The sequence below is a fragment of the Burkholderia sp. SR8 genome, assembly GCF_052851275.1.
This window is the reverse complement of record NZ_JAULUC010000003.1, coordinates 229,105-251,855: the sequence shown is the minus strand read 5'-3', so window position 1 is coordinate 251,855 and position 22,751 is coordinate 229,105. Positions and strand designations below refer to the sequence as shown.

Genomic DNA, 22,751 nt, shown 5'->3' with positions numbered 1-22,751 from the left:
AAATATTTTTTGCCTGGCCGCCGAGGCTGCGCACGGCTTGCCGTTTGCTTTCAACCGGCGAAGGCCAGTCGCGCGGCTACGCAGCGCGTACATTCCCGAGGATCCCGAAGCATGATGTCGCGATCCGTCGTCGCGATGCCGATATTGTTCTATCCGCCCGTTTCCGTACCTGATCAACTGACGGTCCATCTCGTGAGCCGATCAGGCGGGCGCCATGAAACTGACCAGAGTTACTTTCGTTCTTCTCGGCCTCATCTGGGGATCCAATTTCATCTACATGAAATGGGCGGCAGCCTGGATCAGCCCGATGCAGATCGCCTTCTTGCGCGTGCTGTTCGGTTTTCTGCCGCTGGCGTTCGCCGCGTGGCGTCGGCGCGCGATCCATCGAAGCCAGGCCCGGCATCTGCCGCATTTTTTCGTGATGGCGGCGGTCGCGACCGCGCTGTACTACGTGGCCATCGTGAAAGGCACGGCGCTGCTTCCGTCGGGGATCGCGGGCGTGCTCGGCGGCTCGATCGCGATCTTCACCGCGATCTTCTCGCTGCTGTTCCTCCGGACCGAGAAGTTGAATGGTCTGATGGCAGCGGGCGTCGTCGTAGGGTTCGCCGGCATCGTGCTGATCGCGCGCCCGTGGGAAGGTGCGGGAAATCCGGTCGATCCCGCTGGCGTCGCGTGGATGCTGGCAGGCGCGATCATCCTCGGGCTTTCATACGTCTACGTGAAGCGCTTCCTGTCGCCGTCCGGCCTGCAGCCGCTCGCGCTGGTGACCTGGCAGATGGGCCTGGCATTGCTGATGCTTGCCGTGCTGACCGACTTCACCGGAATCGACCGCATCTGTCACGACTGGCGCGCCGCGTCCGGCGTCGCGGTTGGGCTCGGCCTGTTGGGGACCGGCGTCGCTTACCTGCTCTACTACCATCTGCTGCAGGAACTCGGGCCCGTCGCGGCGTCGGGTTCGACGTACATCACGCCGACCGTTGCACTGCTGCTCGGCTGGGCAGCCGGCGAACACGTGGGCATCCTGGAAGCGAGTGCGATCGCGCTGGTGCTCGTCGGGATCGCAATGTTGCAGATCGGCCGGCAACGCGCGGCTCGCGACGTCGCACAACCGGTACCGGCGGTGAACGCTCGAACCTGACGTTCGCGGCGATCGATCATCCCAGCTCGAACGACGTCACCCCGAACACGCGATCGATCTCGATCGCGGGCGCTTCCTTCGTATACATGCGTGCAGTCTCGAAGACACTCGACATCCCGTGCCGCTCCGCGAGCGCGACGGCCGCCGGATTCGTGTCCGGTACGTCGAGCACGATCGTCTCGCCGGGCATGCGTGCCGCCAGCGCGCGCAACAGCCCCGTGGCAATGTCCGCGTCATCGGCGAACAGCGGGCCGATCTTGCAGCCGATCCGGCAGCGGCGCACGACACCGTATCCCGCGACGCGCCCGGCGTCGATGGTTGCGAGCGCAACGGCATCCGGTTGCACGATCCACGCGGAAACGAATCGCTCGCGCGCCGCCGGAAAACACTGGCGATCGTACGCGAGCAACTGCTCGAACGGCACATCGGCCGCGGCTACCGCATGCGCGCACCCGATGCCGGTCACGCGCCCCTGATAGCGGATGTTGCGATACGCGAGCCGGAACCCCGACTTCCCGTAGTTCGCCTGCTGTGCAACGACGCCGTCGAGACCGATGTTGCGGTCTCCGAGGTAGCGCATGCCGTGCTGCCACACGCGCATGCCGAAGCCACGGCCGCGAAACGCGGGTTTCACGATATAGAGACCGATGAAGCCGAAGTGTTCGTCATAGGCGACCGCGGACAGGCTCGCAACCGGCTCCCCGCGCCAGACACCGACGAAAAACCCCGCCGGATCCGCGCTCCTGAAGCAATGCGAATCGTGCCGCCCGGGGTTCCACCCTTCGGCCGCCGCCCATTCGATCGACATCGCGATCTCGTCGGCCGACATCGTGCGTACGACAAAGTCTTCGCTGCGATCCATGGTTCGCTCCCTGTCGCCGCGCGCGTGATTGCCGCGCGCGTTGCGGTGAATACGTCGCCGCTGCTGCCGATCGGATCATCATAATCCCGCAAGCGCGCGCGAGCGACACGCGCGACACGCATCGTTTGGCGATCGGCAAACGCGACATGCCGCCACTCGACACTGCTTACCGGCTCCCCGCCGCATCGCGCTTCTGCTGCAACTTCGCGGGCAACCGCCAGTTACCGCTGCGCCGCAAGCCGTCGACGAATTTCGCGCGCTCGTCCGGTGTCAGCGTCGCCGCGAAGTCGACGACACTGCGCTCGACCTGCGCACGTAACGCGCTATCGGCCGCTCGCGTCCGATCGAGCGCCGCATCGATCGCCGCGCGATCGAGCTGCGGCGCGGCGAGCAAGTCCAGCACCGTGATCCGCCCGTCGCGCCCTTCCCGCGCGAAATCCCGGCCGTCCTTGCGCGCCGCCTTCAGTGCCGCCGCGAACTCGCGTTGCCGCGCATCGGGCAATTCGTCCGCGGCAAAACGCAATGCCGTGCGCTGTCCGGGCGTCGCGGCCCCGCGCAGATCGCGATGAGTCGAGAACCACTGATACGCGCCGCCGCCGACCGCGCCGAGCATGAACACGTTCAGCACGACCGAGCCGACGAGAATCCATTTCCAGCCGCGTTCGCTCATTCGTCGCCTCCGTCGACGCTCGGGCCGCCGAACGTCGTCGTCAGATAGCCGGGTTCGTGCTGCGCGATCGGCGCGCTGCCGAGCATCAGCATCGACACGGCCACCGCACCGGCGAGCGCGCCGGCCAGCCCGACGCCCGCGAACGCGGCGCCCGACCACCACACCGTGCGTCGGCCGCGCGTGCGCCGCGGCGCCGGCGCGGGCGCCGTCGCGACGATGCGTTCGACCAGCGCCGGCGCGGGCGGCGCGACCGTATCGTGCATCAGCCAGCCATCGAGCTCGGCGGCCTCGTCGAGCGCTTCCAGCGCATCGCGCGGATGCGCTTGCGCCCACGCTTCGGCCGCCGCGCGTTCGGCCTGCGGCCAGCGCCGCGCATCCGCGCCGTACGCGGCGACGATGGTACGGAATCGTTCGGGTGTCATCGCTTGTCCTCGCTAGGTGAATCGCCGGCCAGTTGCGCACGCAGGTTGCGCCTCGCGCGCGCGAGCAGGCTTTCCAGCGCATCGACGGTGATGCCCATCAGGTTGGCCGCTTCAACGTTCGACATCTCCTGATAGTACTGGAGCACGAGTGCTTCCCGCTGCCGCGGCGGCAACGCGGCAAGCGCATCGCGCACGCGCACGTCGCGCGAGCGCAGCTCCGCGTGCGCGGCCGGCTCCGGTTGCGGATCCGGCACGTCGGGCAGCGTGTCGACCGGCTCGTCGCGGCGCCCGCGCAAGCGGTCGTAGCACAGGTTCAGCACGACGCGATGCAGCCACGTGTCGAAGCGCGCTTCGCCGCTGCGCCAGCGCGGCGCGTGATGCCAGATCCGCAGGAAGGTTTCCTGCGCGACGTCTTCGGCTTCGCTCCGGTCGCCGAGCATGCGCGTCGCGAGCGCAAGCAGACGCGGCAGCTTGCGTGCGACGAGCACGCGCACGGCCGACGCGTCGCGCGCACCGACCCGCGCGACGAGTTCCGCGTCCGGATCGGCGTCGCTCAACGCGAGCGGCTCCGCAATGCGCGGCCGGAACGCAGCAGGCTGCCGGCGGACAGATCCGCCATCCGGATGAAGCTCATCGTCGTGCTCTCCTTGCATGCATCGGGCCGGCGCGTCGGCCGCACGCGATGCGACGCGCGCGACGCCGGCTCCATCGGTTTCGTCGCTATCCGGTTCGAACGGCATGTCGCTCGCGTCGATCGCGCGCCGGCCGGCGCGCTCAATATACGACGACCGGCGCGGGCCGGTAATACACCGGGCGCGCCGGCACGATGACACAACCGGCCAGCACGACCGCTGCGGCCGCCAGGATCACGATGGTTCGGAAGCGCATGGTTCGACTCGCGAGATTGCATGGATGGCGTGCGGCCGCAGCGGGCGTTGCCCATCGCGCGGCATCGCGTGCGTCACGCCCAGTGTCCCGGCACCCAGCGCCAGTTCGGACCGCGCGCGACCCAGTGCCCCGGCACCCAGCGGTAGCCGGCACGCACCGCCTGCCAGTGCCCGGGGATCCAAACGTAGCGGCCATGCCGCCAGTGCCAGTGGCCCTGATCCCACACGTAGCCCGCGCGCGGCGCCGGCATCGCCTCGACGCGCGGCGGCGGCGGTGCGACCGGCGCGACGATGACGGCCTGCGCGAAGACGGCGGACGTCGCAAGCGCCGCTACGCATCCCGCAGCCAACCGTAATGAAATGGAAAGTTTCATGCAAGACTCCGAAGCATCGTGTATCGAATGTCCGTGCCCGCCAGGGCCGTTCATGCGTTAAACGGCGCATCCGGGCCGAATCCGTCGCGACGCCTGCAAAAAAATTTCCGCCGCGCAGACCGCGCCCTGCACGCTCGCAGACGCGCACGATCCGTCGCTTGATTACCGTCTGTCACAACGCGGCAAAACTGCGCTTCGACAATGCGTGTCACCGGGATCCCGCTCGTTTCCGGCCCACGCCCCGGACGCGCTCGCGCACGGCCGGGCGGTTCCGCATCTCGCATGCCATTCAACGAAAATACGATCATGTCGAACCAGGACAACTTCCCCGCCGAGCCGAACGAGCCGGCCGCTTCCGTATCGCGTCGCGGCTTCCTGAAACTGGCCGGCGTCTCGGGCCTCGCCACCGCCGCGGGCGGACTCGCAGCGGCCCGTGCCGCCGCGTCGACGCCGGACGGCACACCCGAGCAGGTGCACCTGACGTGGGGCAGCGACCCGGCGTCCGAGGTCGCGATCTCATGGGCGTCGCTCGCACCGGCCGTCAATCCGCGCGCGCGCATCGTCGCCGACGGCGAGCCGGCCCGCACCGTGCACGGCGTGCAGCGCCTCTACACCGATGGCCTGAACGGCGAGACGGTGTTCACGTATCACGCACGCGTGCACGGCCTGAAGCCGAACACGCGCTACCGCTACGAGCTCACGGCCGACAACGACAGCAACGCCGCGCAGCCGTTCGCCGCGACCTTCACGACCGCGCCGCGCGGACGCGCACCGTTCCGCTTCACGAGCTACGGCGACCTCGCGACGCCGAACGGCGCGTGGGTGCTGTCGTCGCCGCAAAGCCGCTTCGCGGTGCAGGCCGTCGAGCAGTTCCAGCCGCTGTTCCACCTGCTGAACGGCGACCTCTGCTATGCGAACCTGAACCCCGCGCATCAGCCGGAAGTGTGGCGCGACTTCGGCAACAACAACCAGACGTCGGCCGCGAACCGCCCGTGGATGCCGTGCCCCGGGAATCACGAGATCGAATTCAACAACGGCCCGCAGGGGCTCGACTCGTATCTCGCGCGCTACACGCTGCCCGAGAACGGCACGCGCTTTCCGGGCCGCTGGTACAGCTTCCGCGTGAGCTCGGTGCTGTTCATCTCGCTCGATGCCGACGACGTCGTGTACCAGGATGCCGCCGCGTTCGTCGGCGGCCCCGATCCGCTGGTGCCGGCCGCGAGCACCGGCCGGCCGCCGATCGAACCGGGCACGTCGTTCTACGTGCGCGGCTACAGCAACGGCGAGCAGACGCGCTGGCTCGAGCACACGCTGCGTCACGCGGCGCACGATGACGACATCGACTGGATCGTCGTGCAGATGCACCAGGACGCGCTGAGTTCGTCGAAGACGGGCAACGGCTCGGACAAGGGCATTCGCGAAGCATGGCTGCCGCTGTTCGACCGCTACGGCGTCGACCTCGTGCTGTGCGGCCACGATCACGACTACGAGCGCAGCTACCCGGTGCGCGGCTGCAATCACCGCGCGGGCGTCGATGCGTCGACCGGCGAAGTGGTCGAGACGCTGCAGCCGCGCCCCGTCGGCTCGACCGATCCGAACCGCACGACGTTCGACACGAGCCACGGGACGATCCACCTGATTCTCGGCGGCGGCGGCACCAGCGCGCCGCTCGACGTGTACGGCGAGAACGCGGCGACCGGCTACGCGCAGGCGAAGGTCTTCACGAAGCCGAACCGGCCGGTGCCCGGCGCCGCGCCGAACACGTTCGTGCGCAAGCCGGCCGACGCGCTGGAAGATGCGATCTGGTCCGCGCGCCGCGATACGGGCACCGGTTACGGGATCGCCGTGTTCGACCACGATCCCGGCAAGCCGGGCGGCCACACGACGATCACGATGCGCTACTACCACGCGCCGGGCGCGGACCAGCACCCGACCGCGCAGTACGAGCTGTTCGAGACGATCGAGCTGAGCAAGAAGCGCGGCGAGCGCTGAGGCGGCGGCCGCCCGCGGCGTGCGGTCGTGCGGCGGGCGGCTACGGTTCGCCGATCGGGAGAATGCGCGCAGCCGGTGCGGCGCGCGCTGCGGCTAGTTTCGCGATTCCAGCGCGATGCGCACGGCCAGCCCCGCCAGCACCGTGCCCATCAACCAGCGCTGCACGCGCGCCCAGCCCGGCCGATCGGCAAGAAACCCGGCGATCGAACCGGCCATGCTCGCGATCAGCGCATTGACGCTGACACTGACCGCGATCTGCACGCAGCCCAATGCCAGCGATTGCGCGAGCACGCTGCCGTGTCCCGGCGCAATGAACTGCGGCAGCAGCGACAGATACATCACCGCGATCTTCGGATTCGCGAGGTTCGTGACGAAGCCCATCGTGAAAAGCTTCGCGCCGCTGTCGTGCGGCAACTGCCGGACCTGGAACGCCGAGCGCCCGCCCGGCTTCAGCGCCTGCCACGCGAGATACAGCAAATACAGCGCGCCGGCGACACGCAGCGCGTCATACGCATACGGCACGGTCAGCACCAGCGCGGTAATGCCGAATGCCGCGCAGAACATGTAGAACACGAACCCGAGCGCGACGCCGCCGAGCGACACCAGCCCCGCGCGGCGGCCCTGGCAGATCGAACGGGAAATCAGATAGATCATGTTCGGCCCCGGCGTGAGCACCATGCCGAGCGACACGAGTCCGAAAGCAATCAGGGTGGGCAAGGCCGGCACGGGCGGGCTCCTTCGGGTGATGAAGTCGGGACGAACGTCGAACAATATATTTCATGTCGGACGGTGAAGGCATGAATAAACTGCAAGCCCCGCATGAACCCGCTTCATCGCGCCGTACTCCGCTGCCGGCGCGTTACTTCTCCTTCTTCGCCCGCGTCCGGATTGCTTTTCCTGCCTTCGCGCGCCGTGCCTCGACCAGTTTCACGAATGCATCGGCGACCGCGTTGCCGGTCGCGTTCCACGACAGCCGCACCGAGCGCTGCAGCTTCGGCGACAGCTCCAGCACCCGTCCGCCGAAGGTCGTGTACGTGAGCGTGATGCGCGGCACGATCGACACGCCCATCCCCGCCTCCGCCATCGACAGGATCGTCCGCATCTCGACCACGTTGAATGCGGCGCGCAGCGATGCGCCGTTGCGCGCGAAGTAGTCCGCGATGACCGGCCCGCACCCCGCCTTCGAGAAAACGAACGGCATCGTGGACAACAGTTTCGCCGACACGCTCTTGCGGCCGTCGAACGTCCCGTGCGCCGCCACCGCGACGAAGTCCTCGTCGAGCAGCGGCAGGTTGTGCGCGAAGGTTTTGGTGCCCGCGACCACGCCGATGTCGGCGGTGCCGTCTTCGAGCCACCCTTCGACTTCCGCGTCCGTGCCTTCGAGCAATACCGCCGTCACGCCGTCGTGCGCGGCTTTCAGCGCCTCGAGCGCGGGCACGACGAATGCCAGCGAGACGCTCGGCAGCGATGCCACCACGAGCCGCCCTTCGAGCTTGCCGCGCGCGAGGCCGAACTGCTGGCGCAGTGTCTGCGCTTCCCGGACGACGTTCTGCACGTACGGCCACAGGCGCTCGCCGGCCGCGCTCAGCACGACCGGCTGGCGGTCGCGCAACAGCAGCTTGACCTCGGTGAGGTCCTCCAGTTCGGTCAATGCATGGCTGATCGCCGACTGACTGCGGCTGAGCCGCTCGGCCGCGGCCGTCAGCGAACCGAGTTCGACCACGGCCGCCAGGGCCTGCAACTGCGCAAGCGTCATCTCACCTCCTTGTTTCGACGCATCTATCTTTCACATGACAGCGTCGCACATCATGAACGATATTGAACGACGGCGCCGATATCCGGCGACGACCGCGACGCAATTCCGGCGTCCGCGATTGCCGGCCCCCGTCACCGGCCGCGATGTTCCGCGCGGTGCTCGGGTAAGATTCAGCGTCGAACCGGAACGCCCGCTGCCGACGACCGCACCCGCCGCCGCATCTCACTCGACCTGCTCCCGATGACCCATTTCGATCTGACTGAAGGTGTGTTGGTGTCCAACCTACACGGGCTCGCGCTGCTCGACCTGATCGGCATTGCCGTCGCGCTGCTGCTCGGCGGAATGGTCAAGGGCATCACCGGCATCGGCGTGCCGCTGGTGGCGATGCCGATCCTCAGCCAGTTCCTGCCGATCCGGCATGCGGTGCTGCTGTTGTCGATGCCGATCATTCTCGGCAACATCCCGCAGGCGCTGGAAGGCGGCGAAGTGCTCGCCACCGCACGCAAGATCGCCGCGCCGATCGCGGGCACGATATTCGGCAACGTCGTCGGCGTCGCGATCCTGCTGTCGCTGAACGCCGGCCACGCGCAGGCGGCGTCCGGCGCGCTGCTGATCGTCGCCGCGACGCTGATGCTCGGCGCGCCGAAGCTGAACCTGCCGCCGGCCTGGCAAAAGCCCGTCGGCTTCGCACTCGGGTTCGGCGCGGCGCTGATGGAGAGCATCGCGTCCGTGCCGGGCCCGCTGCTCGCGACCTACCTGATTTCGTCGGGCGCGACCGGCCGCGCGTTCACGAAGCAGATCGCAATCATCCTCGTCGTATCGATCGTCACGCTGATCACGACGTTCAGCGGCGCCGCGCATGCGAGCGCCGCCGATCTCGCGGTTTCGGCGGCGGCGAGCCTGCCGGCCATCGCCGGCATGTGGGTCGTGCGCCCGCTGCGCGACAGGATGTCGCCGCGCGTGTTCCGGACGGTCGTCCTGCTGTTCGTGCTCATCGCCGCGTCCCAGATGATCTGGAAATCCGGCGTGTTCCGGCACGCGCCGCCACCGGCCGCCCATGCCGGCAGCGCACCCGCGGACAAACGATGATGGCGGCCCCGCGCCGCCCTTCAACGCGGCGCTGATGCCACGCGACCGCAAGCAACCGCGCATGCGTTCTGAAAGCCGACAAGCGTAGTATTCGCAACCTCGACGTCGGCGACGGCGCAATTTCGGAGGCGCGAAATGGAAACTTGCGTGTTGCTGGGCTGCGGATTGGGCCTCGGTCTGCTGATTGCCGTGTGGGGAATCTGGTCGCTCAGGTGAGCGGCGAATACGCCGGCGCAAGCCGTCCGCAGGCAGAAACACGGCCGATCGTATTTTCCCGTCGGCCGCGCGCCGCGATCGATTGGCAGTGCGACGCAATAACGCCCGCATCGCGATCCGCGAGTCCGGCAGCATGGCACCGCCCATGCTGCCCCGCCGCCGCGCCGCTCGGCCACGATCCGCAAGACGCGTTAGACTGTCCCGATGGAACAATGCCGCTATTGCCAGAGAATCCGCGATGAATGGGATTGCCACGGGGACGAATGCCGCCGGGCAATCGCGAAGGCACTGCGCCGGCAGCGCGCGGGCCTGCCGATGGTCCCCGATCGCATCCGCAACGAGCTGCCGTCCGGTGCGCCGACCCAGCAGGTGATCGCCGTCCTGTCGCGCCAGCGCCTGCGGGCGCGCCGCGGCAACGAGGAACGCCGCGAGCGCAAGGAAATCGACGACGCCGACGGCGTCTGATCCGCGGCGTCCGGTCCCGCATCGCACGCCTGTCCCCCGTTCCGCCGGCGGCTGCCGACGCCGCCGCCTCGCGCGTGCACGCCGCATCGGCACACACGGTCGCCAAGCTTGCCGTTCGCGCAACACCGACTGGGGCCGGATCGCATTTATCGCAAAATTATTGCCTCGTTCGCAAGAATCTTTCGCTGGAATCCACGTTTACCCTAGGAGCACCGAAGCCTACGATGTAATCAATCGCTCACGACATGGTGTCGCCGGCGAAGTCAATAGAACATCGGAGGTCATCATGAAATCGCTCGTTTCCGCAGTCGTTGCCGCTGTCGCCCTGTCCGCTTCGTTCGGCGCTTTCGCACAAAGCACCGTGACCCGCGCCCAGGTGCGCAACGAACTCGTCCAGCTTGAAAACGCCGGCTACAAGCCGACCCAGTCGAGCCCGTACTACCCGGCCGACATCCAGGCCGCACAGGCGCGCGTGCACGCAGCCGACAACAGCGGCTACGGTGCGCAGCCGGCTCCGGTCGTCCAGGGTGGCGCGCCGGCAGTCAAGGTGCAGAACGCCCGCGACTCGGTCTACTTCGGCCACTAAGCCTGCCGCCGCGCGCTCCGCGCGCGGCCGTGCACACGCAACGAGCCCGTCCCGCGACGGGCTCGTCGCGTTTCTGCGGCACACATGCGGCACGCATGCGGCACCCGGCACGCGCGGTCAACGGCTACCGCCGGCCGCGATCCGGGTGGCGGCCTCCCCGGCAATACCGCCGCCCAGCAAGTCCTGGTAACGCACGCACGCGCACTGCGCGGACGCCTTCGCCGCATACATCGCCGCGTCGGCCTTGACGAGCAGTTCCTCGGCCGACGCGCCGTCGGCCGGATACTCGCTGACGCCGATGCTCGCGCCCACGGCCAGGTTCCGCTCGCCGAACTCCAGCTGCTCGGCCATCACGATCTGGATGCGCGACGCGATATCGCCGATCACCTCGGGCGAACGCACGTCCGAAATCAGCACGATGAACTCGTCGCCGCCGAGCCGCGCGGCCATGTCGCCGCTGCGCAGCACCTGGCTCAGCCGTTTCGCGACCGCGACGAGCGTCCGGTCGCCGGCCGCATGCCCATGCTGGTCGTTGATCTGCTTGAAGCGATCGAGGTCGACGAACATCACCGCCAGCCCTTCCCGCACCGCGGCCGCGTGCCGGATCGCGGCATCGAGATGCTCCATGAACAGCAGGCGGTTCGGCAGCCCGGTCAGCGGATCGTGGCCGGCGAGATGCGTGAGCTCCAGCTGCTTCGCGCGCAGCATCGCAACCTGCGTGCGGATCTCGACGCGCATGCTGTCGAAGCAGCGCGCGAGCACGCCGATTTCGTCGGCGCGCGCGACGGGCAGCCGTTCGGCGGCCGGATCGTCGAACACGTGGGTCGCCGCGCGCGCGAGCATCTGCAACGGTCGCGTGATCGCGCGCGCGAACAGGATCGCGAGAATCACGGCGGCCAGGCTCATCAGGAACACCATCCGGATGATCCGTTCGCCGAGAATCCCGCCCGGTGTCAGCACGTCCATGAGTGGACGCGCCATGCCGAGCACGACGAAACGGTTGCCCTCGCTTTTGCCGAACGGCGTGCGCACAAATGCGAACATCTGCCCCGGCGCACGGTCGGGCTGCGCGAGACCGTCGAGCGTGACGTTCGTGCGCGCGCCGACGAACAGCAGCCGCGTGGCGGGAAAGCTCTCCTGCATCAGCACGCGCCGTCCGCGATCGAAGCCGAACGTCTGCGACGGATCGGGATGCACGATGAAATCGCCCCACTCGTTCGCGAGATAGACCGCGTAGTCCTGCGGCAGATCGCGCTCGAGCCGATCGAACACGCGTGACAGTTCGATGTCGACGATCAGCGCGCCGACGACCTGGCCCGCCGCATCGACGACCGGCGTGCCCACGCGCAGGATCGGCACCCCTTCGGCCGCATGCGAACCGGTCTCGTGATTGATCACGATCGGCGACAGGTAGATGTGGCCGGGTGCCGTCGAGAACGTCTCGAATACGTATGGAAACTGCCCTTTCTCCTGAAATGCAGTCTCCGGCAACACGACGATGCCGCGCGCGTCGCGATCGACCCGCAGTCGTTCAAGCCCGAAATGCGCGCGGGCGATCAGCCGGATCTGCAGATACTCGGGATGATTCCGCATGAAGCTGTAATACACCTGCTCGAGCCGCGCACGCGCCGGACGGTCGGCGTCGTCGCTGCCCGCGACGAGCGCCGACGACGGCAACTGCGCGAGCACCAGCGCATCGTCGGCCACGTCGGACAGCGCGGTCGTGAAGCGTTGGGCGAGCAATTGCGTCGACATCAGCAGGCTGTGCTGCGCCTCCTGCACGAGCATCGTCCGGTTCGCGCGATAAGCGTAATAGCCGGTCGTGCCGGACGCGATCACGCCGATGCACGCGAACAGCACCGACAGCTTCGACGTGAGTCCGAGCCTGATCATTTTTCGAATCGCTCCGGCCGGTCGCCCGACACGATACGGCTCCACAGCGATTCGCGCCGCGCGATGTCCTCGACCGGCTGGATCCACACGAGACGCGAGCGGCCGGCATCGAGACCGGCGGGCGATTGCAGCGTATTCGCGAGCCCCTGGCGTTCGGTCAGCAGCGCGCCGATCGCCGGTTCGAGCATGTAGTTGATCCATGCGAACGCGAGCGCGCGGTGCTCCGCGCCGCGCGTGACGCCCCAGCAATCGAGCCACGCGAGCGCGCCCTCGTCAGGAATCACGTAGCCGACATCCGCGCCGGCGCGACGCAGTTGCTCGACCTGCTGCGTGCCGTAGTTGCCGAACATCAGCGCCGCGCGATGCTGGACGAACAGTGCGGTCGCTTCTTCCGGAAGCGTGTAGTACGTAAGCAGGTTGCGCCGCAGGTCGATCAGCTTGTGCGCGACGGCAAGCGTTTGCGCGGGCGACAGATGGAACGGATCGGCATAGCCGAGCGCGAGCGCGGTAAACGAAAAATTATGCTGCGCGCTGTTGAAGTCGAGCACCTTGCCGCGGTAACGCGGATTCCATAGTTCCAGCATCGAGTGCGGCGCGGCCGGCACCTGCTTGCGATCGTAGATCAATCCCATCGACGAATACGTGAACGGAATCGCATACGTGGCGCCGTTGTACGTGAGTCCGTTAATCGTCGCGAGCTGCTGGAAGTTCGGCAGCTGCCGCCGCCGGTTCGGGATCTGCGACAGGTCGATCGGCATGAGCAGGCCTTCGCGTGCGTAGCGCTGGATCTCGGCGGTATTCGCTGCGAGCACGTCGTACGGCGGCGGCGACGCGCTGTGCATGCGCGTCCACAACGCCTCGTCGGAATCGACGAACGTCACTTCGACGCGTACATGAAAGTGCGTCTCAAATGCATTGACGACGTCGGTATCCGCATAACCCGGCCACGCGAGCACACGCAGCACGGTGTCACTGATGGTCTCGGGGGAAGCGGCGCGTGCGGACAGGCCCGGCAAGCCCAGTGCCAACACGACGAACAGCCTGCATGCGACACGGCGCGCGCGTCGACACGCGCCGATGTCGCCGATCAGTCGGTCCCCGCCCGAGTTCCCCGTGTGCATTCGACTGTCCTTTTTCGAGTCGATGCGAGATCGTGCAACAAGACCATAAAAAATTTCGCCGCGCAATTGGCACAAGCCGCACGAACACCGTGTTCGCGGATATGGAACGCGACACATGTGCGCGCATTCGCATTCGATATGCGTGTGGCCGCACGCAAACGAACACCGCAGCACGAACGGAGCATGATCAGTCGAAAGCGCTCACGCGAAGCGGGCGACGACGACACATTGCATGCGCATCAACGCCACGCCTGCGTGAACTCCGCGATCACGCGCGACAGATGCGCGCGCATTGCATCGCGCGCACCGTTTGCATCGCGCGACATGATTGCCGCGAAGATCCGCTGGTGATCCTCCTGCGATGCTTCGCGCAGCGCGGTCGAGTGAAAGTGTTCCTCGATCTTGTCCCACAGCGGATCGCTGCGTGCACAGTCCCACATCGCGGTGACCATGTGCAGCAGCACCGTGTTGCCGGTCGACTCCGCGATGCGCAGATGGAACTGACGATCTGCCGCGTCGTACGCGGCCTTGTCGTTCATCTGCTCGCGCATCGTCGTCAGCGCGAAGAACAGCCGGTCGAGATCGGCGTCCTTGCGCTCGGTCGCCGCGAGCGCCGCGACTTCCGCCTCGATCAGCCCGCGCGCGCGCAGCGTCTCGATCGGTCCCGGGCCGCGCGGCACCTCGAACGTCACGGGACGCGCGGCGTCGGCCGCCGACACGTAGATGCCCGACCCGACGCGCACCTCGACGATCCCCTGCACCTCGAGCGCGATGATCGCCTCGCGTACCTGCGTGCGGCTCACGCCGAACTGGTCGGCCAGGCTGCGCTCCGACGGCAGCCGCGCGCCGGCCTCGAACGCGCCGGTCGCCACCATCGCGTGAATCTCGCGCGCAAGGCCGATATAGGAACGATCCGCGGCTTCGGTGTCGCGGCTGGCGGAGAGGCTGGAAAGATCGGTCATCGAAAGGCTCGCAACGGGCTTTCCGGCACACGGGCGGCACCGGATCGTCAAAATGGTACACCAATTCTGCACGACGCCCTGCCCAGGCGGCTTGGGCGCATTGTCAGACCACCGCTACGTCGGCCCAAGGCAGCCGCACAACTGGTAAACCACTATCCCACCAAACTGGCATACCACTCATAATCCGCTCACGCCGACGACGTCCGGGCCGGCATGCCGCCACGGTCGTCCGATGCATGAACCACCAGCCAGGAGCACGCCAGTGAAGATGTCTTTCCGTTGGTACGGCGAGTCCGATCCGGTCTCGCTGCAATACATCCGCCAGATCCCGGGCGTCACGCACATCGTGTCCGCGATCTACGACGAACCGGTGGGCGCGGTCTGGCCTGCGGACAAGATCGCCGCATTGAAGGCGACGATCGAACGGGCCGGCCTGCGCTTCGAGGTCGTCGAATCGGTGCCGGTCCATGAAGACATCAAGCTCGGCAAGCCGACGCGCGACCGCCTGATCGACCACTACCGGCAGACGATCCGTCATCTCGGCGCGGCCGGCATCCGCGTGATCTGCTACAACTTCATGCCCGTGTTCGACTGGACGCGCACCGAACTGTCGAAGACGCTCGACGACGGTTCGACGTGCCTCGCGTTCAGCACCGACGCGGTCGACACGATCGATCCGAACGACGGGATCGCGCTGCCCGGCTGGGATTCGAGCTACCGGCCCGACGAACTGCAGGCGCTGCTCGCCGAGTACCGCGGCGTCGACGAAGCCGCGCTGTGGGCGAACCTCGAGTACTTCCTGACCGCGATCATCCCGGTGGCCGAGGAAGCCGGCGTGAAGATGGCGATCCACCCGGACGATCCGCCGCGCCCGATTTTCGGGCTGCCGCGCATCGTGAAGAACCGCGACGATCTCGCGCGCATCCTGCGCATCGTCGACACGCCCGCGAACGGGCTGACGCTGTGCTCGGGCTCGCTCGGCGCAGGCCCGCAGAACGACGTCGAGGCGCTCGTGCGCGAATTCGGCGCACGCGGCCGCATCCATTTCGCGCACATCCGCAACGTGAAGGTCGACGCGAACGGCGATTTCGAGGAAACCGCGCACCTGTCGAGCTGCGGCTCGCTCGACATCGCCGCGATCGTGAAGGCCTACCACGACACCGGCTTCACCGGCTACGTGCGGCCCGATCACGGCCGGATGATCTGGGGCGAGACCGGCAAGCCCGGCTACGGGCTCTACGATCGCGCGCTCGGCGCGGTCTACCTGAACGGTCTGTGGGAGGCGCTCGCGAAATTCGATCGCGCGCCGCATGCGAATGGAAACGAGAACACGAACGCGAACGTGAGCGCAAACGCGAACCCGTCGCGCTGAACCGCCCTTCGAGGCAGCCGGCGCAGCGGATCGCCGGCCGTCCGTCACGACAGTCCGCGCGGAGACTTCACATGCCACGCATCCGATGGGCCATGATCCTGATGTGTTTCCTGGCCAACGTCATCAACTTCATCGACCGCGCGAATCTCGCGATCGCCGCGCCCAGCATCCGCGCCGACCTCGGCCTCGACGCGGTCGGCATGGGGCTCGTGCTGAGCGCATTCTTCTGGACCTACGCGTTCCTGCAGCTGCCGGCCGGCTGGTTCATCGACAAGGTCGGCGTGCGCGTGAGCCTCGCGCTCGCGGTCGGCTGGTGGTCGCTGTTCACCGTCGCGACGGGCGCCGCGCGCGGCCTCGCGCAGCTCGTCGGCGTGCGGCTGATGCTCGGCGTCGGCGAAGCCGCCGCGATCCCGTCGTTCGCGAAGGTCGCGTTCAACTGGTTCCCGCGCAGCGAACGCGGGCTCGCGAGCAGCATCTTCGACAGCGGCTCGCGCGTCGGCTCCGCGCTGTCGCTGCCGCTGGTCGCGTGGCTGATCTCGATCGTCGGCTGGCGCGGGTCGTTCGCGATCACCGGCGCGATCGGCATCGTATGGGCGCTTGCATGGTGGTTCGTCTATCGCGACCCGGAACGCTATCGCGCGATCGCGCCGGACGCCGTCGATGCGCTGCTCGCGCAGCGCGGCGCGCCGGCCGTTGCGCACGCAACCGACGGCGCGAAGGTGTCGTGGCTCGACCTGTTCCGCTATCGGACCGTGTGGGGGATGATGATCGGCCTGTTCTGCCTGAACTTCGCGATCTACTTCTTCATCACGTGGTTCCCGAGCTATCTGCTGCAATCGCGCGGCTTCTCGCTCGCGTCGCTCGGCACGTGGGGCATGCTGCCCGCGCTGCTCGCGATTCCCGGCGGCTGGCTCGGCGGCTACGTGTCGGACAGCCTGTTCCGGCGCGGCTGGAGCGCCACCGCCGCGCGCAAGACCTGCCTCGTGCTCGGCATGCTGCTGTCGTCGTCGATCGCGCTGTCCGCGTTCGTCGAGAACGTATGGGCGTGCCTCGCGCTGTTCGCGCTCGCCTATGCGAGCCTGTCGTTCGCCGGCGCGAACGTGTGGACGCTGGTCGGCGAAGTCGCGCCGACGCCCGCGCACGTCGCGTCGCTCGGCGGCATCCAGAACTTCGCGGGCAACCTCGCCGGCATCTTCATCACGACGTTCACCGGCGTGATGCTGTCGCTCACGAAAGGCTCGTTCGTCGTGCCGCTCGCCGTGGCCGGCGCGCTGTGCGTGGTCGGCGCGCTGTCGTACCTGTTCGTCGTCGGCAAGGTCGAGCCGCTGCCGCCGCTGCGCAGCGCAGCGAACCGCCGCAACGCGGAGCCGAACGCGGCCTGATGCTGCGCAAGCAGCGCCAGCGCCAGCGCCGCGCAAGCGCGACGGTCGCGCCGCGCGCCGCACCGGTGCCGCCCGACGGCGCATACCATCCGGCCGGCACGCGCTGCAGGGCCGGCGACGCGCCGAGCGCGCCGCGCCGCTTGCCGTGCAACCGCTGCGACGTCGGCCGCTGCGTGTCGCGCGGCCGTCCGTTCCCGCGCGATCAGGGCTGGCGGCGGCACTTCATCGACGAGCGGATCCGCGCGCCCGGTCCGCGTGCGATCGTCGACGCACGCGCGTCAGCAGGCTCGCCAAATGAAACGGGCGGCCCGTCACACGGGCCGCCCGTCCGATGAACCGCAGATCCCGCGCCCGCAGTACAGCGGGCGCCGGCGTTCAGCGCGCCGCGACCGGCTTGCCGAACGCGCCGAGGATCTTCTTCTCGAGCGCGATGTAGTCGTGGCCGAAGTGGTGATCGCCTCCGGTCTTGATCACATCGGCGCCGGTATTCGCGAGCGCCGGACACATCGTTTCCTTCTCCTCCGCGCCGTAGAAGCACTGCACGAGCTGCGGCGGCACCTTCGCGATTTCAGGCGCGACCTTCAGCGCGTTGTCGCTCGCCGGCATCCCGAGCCAGCCGGTCACGCGGATCTGGAAATCCGCCGCCGGCGCGAAGCCGAGCAGCGACATCACCGAGACCTTGTCGCGCAAGTCGGCCGGCAGCCGGTTGTACGCGAACGGCATCACGTCCGCGCCGAACGAGTAGCCGACCAGCGCGACGCGGTTCGCATGCCAGCGCGCCATGTACGTGCGCATCACGCGCGCGAGGTCGCGGCTCACCTGCGCGGGCGGCTTCTCGCTCCAGAAGTAGCGCAGGCTGTCGATGCCGACCACCGATACGCCGTCGCGCTGCAGCGCCTCGGCGATCGTCTTGTCGAGATCGCGCCAGCCGCCATCGCCCGAGATCACGATCGCGAGGCGGTCACTGCCGCCCTTGGCCGGCAGCTCGACGAGCGGCAGGTCCGACACGTCGAGTTCGTCGGTGCTGCTGGTGTCGTGCAGGTGCGACGTGACGAGCGACACGAGCTTCGCACCGTCGCCGGCTGCGGCCGTTTCGACGAAGCCCGGCATCGCGCGGCGCACGATCGTCGGATCGGGCGGGCACGGCTTGAAGCGCGCATCGAGCTGCGCGGCCGGATCGACCGACACGGCGCCGGCAATCGTGTTCTCCGGCGCCATCGACAGGATCTGCTTCGCGATCGCGCCGCCCTGGCCGACGCCCGCGACGATCGGCGTGTAGTAGCGCGCCGATTGTGCGAGACGTTCGAGCTGGTGGCTGACCGCCTCGGCGTCGCCGTCGAGGTGGTGACACGTTTCCTGCTTCGCGGCGAGATTCGCCGCATAGCGCGCCGAATCCACGCCGACCGTCATCGCACCGGCTTTCGCGAGTGCGTCGGCCGCCTGCTGGTCGCCCGCGCTCCATCCGCGTCCGCGCGAGAACAGCACGACGAAGCCGCGCAGCGGACCGTTCGGCTTCGTCACGGTGACAGGGCCGTAGCGGCCGCCCGGCACGGTTTCCGGTTTCGCCGCCGGCTGCGCCGCGAGCGCGGCGGCGGCCAGCATCATACCCGCGCAGGCGACTGCCGCCCGCGCGATACCTTTCTTCACCATCATGAACGCCGACCTCCAGCCAGCAGGGACAGATCCGCGAGCGTGACGAACACGCCGACCGAGCCCGAGGCCGCGAGATAGCGCGGCTCCCAGTGCGGCTCGAACTTGCTCTTGAATGCACGCAAGCCACGGAAGTTGTAGAAGCGGCCGCCGAAGCGCCAGACCATCAGCCCGAGCCGGTGCCACGGCGACGGCATCTTCGCCGCCCCCATCCCCGAGAACGGCGCGATGCCCAGGCTCAGCTTGCGGAACCCCGCTTCCTTCAGATGCAGCGCGAGCTGCGTAAACAGATACTCCATCGCATACGGCGACGCTTCCGGCAGATGACGCATCACGCCGACCGTCGCCTCGGTGTTGAGGTCGGTCGTCATGAACGTGACGAACGCGATCGGCTTGTCCGCCTGGCGCACCAGCATCACCGACTGCGTCGCGAGATAGCCTTCGTGGAACGCGGCCACCGAGAAGCTCTTTTCGCGTGCGTCGCGGCTGTCGAGCCAGCCGTCGGAGATGTCGCGCAGCGCCGGCAGCGCGGCCGGCACGTCGGCGGGCGCGATCACCTCGACCGACAGCGCGTCCTTGTCGCCGCGGCGCAGCGCATAGCGCAGGTGCGAGCGGTTCGAACCCTTCAGGTCGAACCGGTCGAGCGCGATGTGCGCTTCCTCGCCGAGCTTCATCAGCGTAAGCCCCGCATCGAGATACAGCGGCAGCGCGTTCGCACGCACCTGGTAGAACGCCGCGCGGCCGCTGTGCGCGTGCGCCAGCGCAATGAACTTGCTGATCAGCGCCGGCCATTCTTCGCGCGGCCCGACCGGGTCGTGCAGCGCGGCCCACGTGCGGCCGTTCTTCGCGTACATCAGGAACGCGCGGCGCGATTCGGAGAACAGGAACGACTTGTCGCCCATCAGCGCGAGGCCCGCGTCGCTGCATTCCTGCGCGCGGATGATCCGTTCCGCGTCGAGCAGGTCCTGCTCGGCCGGCTTCACGAAACGGCCGGGCGCGGGCCGCAGCAGCTGCCACAGCGCGAACATCGCGACGAACACGCCGGCGGCGAGCGTCGCGCGCAGCGCGCGCGGCGCGCGGGCGTCGAACGAGAAATGCGACCACAGATCGCGCGTGTACGGCACGTCGCGGAACGCGAAGCACAGCACCCACACCGCGAGAATCAGCACCAGCGTGACCGACACGAACCAGCTCACCGTGAAGCGCTCGGCGAGCAGCGACGAATGCCGGTTGAAGCGGCGCCGGCTGACGAGCAGCAGCACCAGCAGCGTGCCGAGCACGCCGGCCTCGACGAACGCGAGGCCTTTCGCGAGCGACAGCGCGAGGCTCGCGAGCGTCAGCGCGAAGGTCATCCACCAGGCGCCGTCGAGGCGGCGCAGCAGCCCGCGCGCGACGAACAGCAGCGCAACGCCCAGCACGCTGCAGATCACCTGCGAGCCTTCGAGCACCCACAGCGGCACGATGTTGCGCAGAATGGCGATCCGGTGCCAGAACGCGGGCGTCGCGCTCGAGATCACCAGCATCCCGCCGACCGCGAACGTCACGAGGCTCAGGAACAGCGGCGCCAGTTGCGACACGCGCGCGGCCTGCCGCGACACGAGCCGGCGCCGCAGCGCGCGCCCTTCGAAGCCGGCCAGCAGCCCGGCCGACAGCACGAGCGGCACGCCGAAGTAGATCGCGCGATACGCGATCAGTGCGGCGACCATCGCATGCGCGGGCACTTCGCGACCCAGCGTGAACACCATCGCGGCTTCGAACACGCCGATCCCGCCCGGCGTATGGCCGATCATCCCGAGCAGCAGCGCGGCCGCATACACGGTGATGAAGGTCGGAAAGCCCACCGGCGCGGCCGGCAGCAACACCCACAGCGTCAGGCCGGCGGCCACGACGTCGAGCACCGCGTACACGACCTGCGCGACGAGATCGCGCCGCGCCGGCACGTCGAACGCGAGCCATCTGAAGCGCGTGACGACCGGGCGTGCGGTATTGCCGCACAGCGCGACCATGCCGGCCAGCACGACGAGCAGCGCGGCGCCGCCCCACGTGAGCACGCCGGGCGCGACGTGCAGCATCGCGGCGAGCGTCTGCGGCACGCAGACCATGCCGATCGCGGTCATCCACACCATCGCGAGCGCGAGCGTGCCGCTGGTGAAGACCGTCATCCGGCCGATCTGCGCGGGCGTGACGCCCGACACGCCGTACACGCGCGCGCGCACGGCGCCGCCGGTCAGCGCGCCGAAACCGGTCGCATTGCCGAGCGCGGAGCCGGCGATCGCGCCGATCCACAGCGCGGCGCGCGGCACTTTCGCGCCGACGTAGCGCAGGCCGACCGCATCGCGAGCGACGAGCGCCAGATAGCTGAGCGCGGTTGCGGCCAGCGACGCGCCCCACTCGCCGACGGCCATCTGACGCAGCTGGCGGATCACCGACCGGTAGTCGACGGATTCCGACAGGTGCTGGAAAACCACGATCAGCAGCAGGCCGATGCCGAGCGCGAGCAGCGGCGACAGCACGCGCTCGTGGCGGATCAGCGCCGAGAAACGGGCGATCGCCGACGCGGCACGGCCGGGCGGACCAGGGTGACGGGAAGACATAGGTTATTCGTGCTGGTGCATAGCATGTCGCGGCGCGGGACGGCCGGGCGGCGACGAATCGGGTTGTTCTGCGTGGGCGGTCGGCCGCAAGCAGAGGCAGGCGGCGCCTGGATCAGAAATTACGAGTATACGGATTTTATATTACAGAATCTTTCGGTCTCACACCGGGCGGTTGGGGCCGCCCGTCGCGTCAACGCCGCATCGAAATCATGCGCAAGGTGCGCATCATACCGGGAACCGGCGGCGGTTTTTCATCGGATGACCGATGAGCCGCACATTTGGGAAGAATTCTCCCTGGCGGGCCGGCTGCGCGAGCGCAAAACCGCGAGCGGCCGGCCGTTCGGGAAATGGGGACAGGGCACCGCGCCGCCTCGCCACGTTACTGCGCCCGCTCCCGCAGCACGTCGATGAACGCGCGCAGCTTCGCCGGCACGTGCTTGCGATTCACGTAATAGAGCCACATCGGCGGCAGCGTCCGGCACGCGCCGGGCAGCACCTCGACGAGCGTGCCGTCGCGCAGGTCCGCGTCGATGCGCTCGCGCATGAACGCGAACGCGATGCCGACGCCCGAGCGCGCGGCATCGATCACCGCATCCGCATCGTTCGTCACGAACACGCCTTCCGGGTCGAGATCGATGTCGCGGCGCCCGTCGCGCAGCAGCCACTTGTGCAGGCGCCCGCTCTCCGAAAACCGGAACCGGATGCACGCATGCCGTGCGAGCCCGGCGATCGACTCGGGCGCGCCGTGCCGCGCCAGATAGGCCGGCGACGCGACCAGCGCGCACGTCAGCGCCGGCGCGATCCGCACGCCGATCATGCCCGGCTGCAGCCGGTCGGCCAGGCGAATGCCCGCGTCGAAACCGTCCTTCGCGATATCGACGAGTTCGTTGTCGTAGCGGATTTCCAGCCGGATCTTCGGATAACGCTCGCGGAACGCCGCAAGAATCGGCGCGATCACGAGCGTGCGCGCGAGCGGCAGCGCGGTCACGCGCAGCAGCCCGCCCGGCTCGCTGCGCACTTCTTTCAGCGCGTCGCGCGCCTGCATGACCTGCCGGTACGCGGGCTCCGTCTGCTGCAGGTAATGCTGGCCGGCCTCGGTCAGGCTCACGCCGCGCGTGCTGCGGTTGAACAGTTTCGCGTGCAGCTCGCCCTCGAGCTGCCCGATCGCGAGGCTGACGGCCGCGGGCGTCAGGCCCAGCGCGGCGGCCGCGCGCGTGAAGTTGCCGGCCGTCGCGACGGTCATGAACACGTGCAGCCCGGCCATGGGATCGCGTCTGCTCATCATTAAAAAAACTTGAAACGCTTTCGAGCGGAATGGCG

Annotated in this window: 21 protein-coding genes; 8 read left to right on the top strand and 13 right to left on the bottom strand. The window is 68.2% G+C overall.

All coding sequences use genetic code 11. The features are described 5' to 3' along the window. Nucleotides 1–214: 214 nt before the first annotated feature. Nucleotides 215–1,138, top strand: a complete 924-nt coding sequence (locus Q3A80_RS05315; protein WP_446328019.1) for a DMT family transporter — start codon at nucleotides 215–217, stop codon at nucleotides 1,136–1,138. 16 nt (nucleotides 1,139–1,154) lie between these two features. Here Q3A80_RS05315 and Q3A80_RS05310 read toward each other — a convergent pair whose 3' ends face one another. The 5 genes from Q3A80_RS05310 to Q3A80_RS05290 form a co-directional block, all read right to left on the bottom strand. Then, on the bottom strand, nucleotides 1,155–2,000 hold the full coding sequence (locus Q3A80_RS05310) for a GNAT family N-acetyltransferase (protein WP_446328018.1): 846 nt from the start codon (nucleotides 1,998–2,000) through the stop codon (nucleotides 1,155–1,157). 166 nt (nucleotides 2,001–2,166) lie between these two features. Continuing rightward, entirely contained in the window at nucleotides 2,167–2,670 is a 504-nt protein-coding gene (locus tag Q3A80_RS05305; RefSeq protein ID WP_446328017.1) for a periplasmic heavy metal sensor, read from the bottom strand. Next, entirely contained in the window at nucleotides 2,667–3,092 is a 426-nt protein-coding gene (locus Q3A80_RS05300) for a hypothetical protein (protein WP_446328016.1), read from the bottom strand. Before Q3A80_RS05300 ends, Q3A80_RS05305 begins: the two co-directional genes overlap by 4 nt. Beyond that, entirely contained in the window at nucleotides 3,089–3,832 is a 744-nt protein-coding gene (locus Q3A80_RS05295) for an RNA polymerase sigma factor (protein ID WP_446328015.1), read from the bottom strand. Before Q3A80_RS05295 ends, Q3A80_RS05300 begins: the two co-directional genes overlap by 4 nt. Nucleotides 3,833–4,053: 221 nt before the next feature. Next, nucleotides 4,054–4,353, bottom strand: a complete 300-nt coding sequence (locus Q3A80_RS05290; protein WP_446328014.1) for a YXWGXW repeat-containing protein — start codon at nucleotides 4,351–4,353, stop codon at nucleotides 4,054–4,056. 306 nt (nucleotides 4,354–4,659) lie between these two features. Between Q3A80_RS05290 and Q3A80_RS05285 the strand changes: the two genes are divergently transcribed. Further along, entirely contained in the window at nucleotides 4,660–6,345 is a 1,686-nt protein-coding gene (locus Q3A80_RS05285; protein WP_446328136.1) for a purple acid phosphatase family protein, read from the top strand. Nucleotides 6,346–6,438: 93 nt separating this feature from the next. Here Q3A80_RS05285 and Q3A80_RS05280 read toward each other — a convergent pair whose 3' ends face one another. Then, a complete protein-coding gene (locus tag Q3A80_RS05280) occupies nucleotides 6,439–7,071 on the bottom strand; it encodes a LysE family translocator (RefSeq protein ID WP_446328013.1) in 633 nt (210 codons plus the stop codon). 133 nt (nucleotides 7,072–7,204) lie between these two features. Beyond that, on the bottom strand, nucleotides 7,205–8,101 hold the full coding sequence (locus tag Q3A80_RS05275; RefSeq protein ID WP_446328012.1) for a LysR family transcriptional regulator: 897 nt from the start codon (nucleotides 8,099–8,101) through the stop codon (nucleotides 7,205–7,207). A 240-nt stretch (nucleotides 8,102–8,341) separates the two neighbouring features. On the opposite strand from Q3A80_RS05275, the gene Q3A80_RS05270 reads away from it, so the two are divergent. From Q3A80_RS05270 to Q3A80_RS05260, 3 genes are all read left to right on the top strand, one after another. Beyond that, nucleotides 8,342–9,190, top strand: a complete 849-nt coding sequence (locus Q3A80_RS05270) for a sulfite exporter TauE/SafE family protein (protein WP_446328011.1) — start codon at nucleotides 8,342–8,344, stop codon at nucleotides 9,188–9,190. 420 nt (nucleotides 9,191–9,610) lie between these two features. Then, nucleotides 9,611–9,871 (top strand): hypothetical protein, encoded by a 261-nt coding sequence (locus Q3A80_RS05265; RefSeq protein WP_006760082.1) that lies wholly within the window; start codon nucleotides 9,611–9,613, stop codon nucleotides 9,869–9,871. Between the two features lie 286 nt (nucleotides 9,872–10,157). Then, on the top strand, nucleotides 10,158–10,457 hold the full coding sequence (locus tag Q3A80_RS05260; RefSeq protein ID WP_446328010.1) for a DUF4148 domain-containing protein: 300 nt from the start codon (nucleotides 10,158–10,160) through the stop codon (nucleotides 10,455–10,457). A gap of 117 nt (nucleotides 10,458–10,574) precedes the next feature. Here the strand turns inward: Q3A80_RS05260 and Q3A80_RS05255 are convergent, their stop codons facing one another. The 3 genes from Q3A80_RS05255 to Q3A80_RS05245 all read right to left on the bottom strand — a co-directional run bounded on the left by Q3A80_RS05255 (nucleotide 10,575) and on the right by Q3A80_RS05245 (nucleotide 14,433). Next, nucleotides 10,575–12,350, bottom strand: a complete 1,776-nt coding sequence (locus Q3A80_RS05255) for a diguanylate cyclase domain-containing protein (RefSeq protein ID WP_446328009.1) — start codon at nucleotides 12,348–12,350, stop codon at nucleotides 10,575–10,577. Beyond that, nucleotides 12,347–13,471: an extracellular solute-binding protein gene (locus Q3A80_RS05250; RefSeq protein ID WP_446328008.1), complete on the bottom strand. Its 1,125-nt coding sequence runs from the start codon at nucleotides 13,469–13,471 to the stop codon at nucleotides 12,347–12,349. Before Q3A80_RS05250 ends, Q3A80_RS05255 begins: the two co-directional genes overlap by 4 nt. Before the next feature lie 239 nt (nucleotides 13,472–13,710). Then, the gene (locus Q3A80_RS05245; RefSeq protein ID WP_446328007.1) at nucleotides 13,711–14,433 is read right to left on the bottom strand and encodes a FadR/GntR family transcriptional regulator; all 723 of its coding nucleotides are present in this window, start codon (nucleotides 14,431–14,433) and stop codon (nucleotides 13,711–13,713) included. Nucleotides 14,434–14,695: 262 nt separating this feature from the next. Here Q3A80_RS05245 and uxuA point away from each other — a divergent pair, with 262 nt between their 5' ends. From uxuA to Q3A80_RS05230, 3 genes are all read left to right on the top strand, one after another. Then, nucleotides 14,696–15,805: a mannonate dehydratase gene (gene uxuA / locus Q3A80_RS05240; protein ID WP_446328006.1), complete on the top strand. Its 1,110-nt coding sequence runs from the start codon at nucleotides 14,696–14,698 to the stop codon at nucleotides 15,803–15,805. A gap of 71 nt (nucleotides 15,806–15,876) precedes the next feature. Beyond that, nucleotides 15,877–17,187 carry an MFS transporter gene (locus Q3A80_RS05235; RefSeq protein ID WP_446328005.1) on the top strand — a complete coding sequence of 437 codons (1,311 nt, stop codon included), beginning with the start codon at nucleotides 15,877–15,879 and terminating at the stop codon, nucleotides 17,185–17,187. Next, nucleotides 17,187–17,522 carry a hypothetical protein gene (locus tag Q3A80_RS05230; protein WP_446328004.1) on the top strand — a complete coding sequence of 112 codons (336 nt, stop codon included), beginning with the start codon at nucleotides 17,187–17,189 and terminating at the stop codon, nucleotides 17,520–17,522. The genes Q3A80_RS05235 and Q3A80_RS05230 overlap by 1 nt, the downstream gene beginning before the upstream one ends. Before the next feature lie 40 nt (nucleotides 17,523–17,562). Here Q3A80_RS05230 and Q3A80_RS05225 read toward each other — a convergent pair whose 3' ends face one another. The 3 genes from Q3A80_RS05225 to Q3A80_RS05215 form a co-directional block, all read right to left on the bottom strand. After that, on the bottom strand, nucleotides 17,563–18,840 hold the full coding sequence (locus tag Q3A80_RS05225; RefSeq protein WP_446328003.1) for a virulence factor family protein: 1,278 nt from the start codon (nucleotides 18,838–18,840) through the stop codon (nucleotides 17,563–17,565). Then, nucleotides 18,837–21,431 (bottom strand): bifunctional lysylphosphatidylglycerol flippase/synthetase MprF, encoded by a 2,595-nt coding sequence (gene mprF, locus Q3A80_RS05220; protein ID WP_446328002.1) that lies wholly within the window; start codon nucleotides 21,429–21,431, stop codon nucleotides 18,837–18,839. The genes Q3A80_RS05225 and mprF overlap by 4 nt, the downstream gene beginning before the upstream one ends. 379 nt (nucleotides 21,432–21,810) lie before the next feature. Then, complete coding sequence (locus Q3A80_RS05215; protein ID WP_446328135.1) at nucleotides 21,811–22,713, bottom strand: LysR family transcriptional regulator; 903 nt, start codon at nucleotides 22,711–22,713, stop codon at nucleotides 21,811–21,813. Between the last annotated feature and the right edge of the window lie 38 nt (nucleotides 22,714–22,751).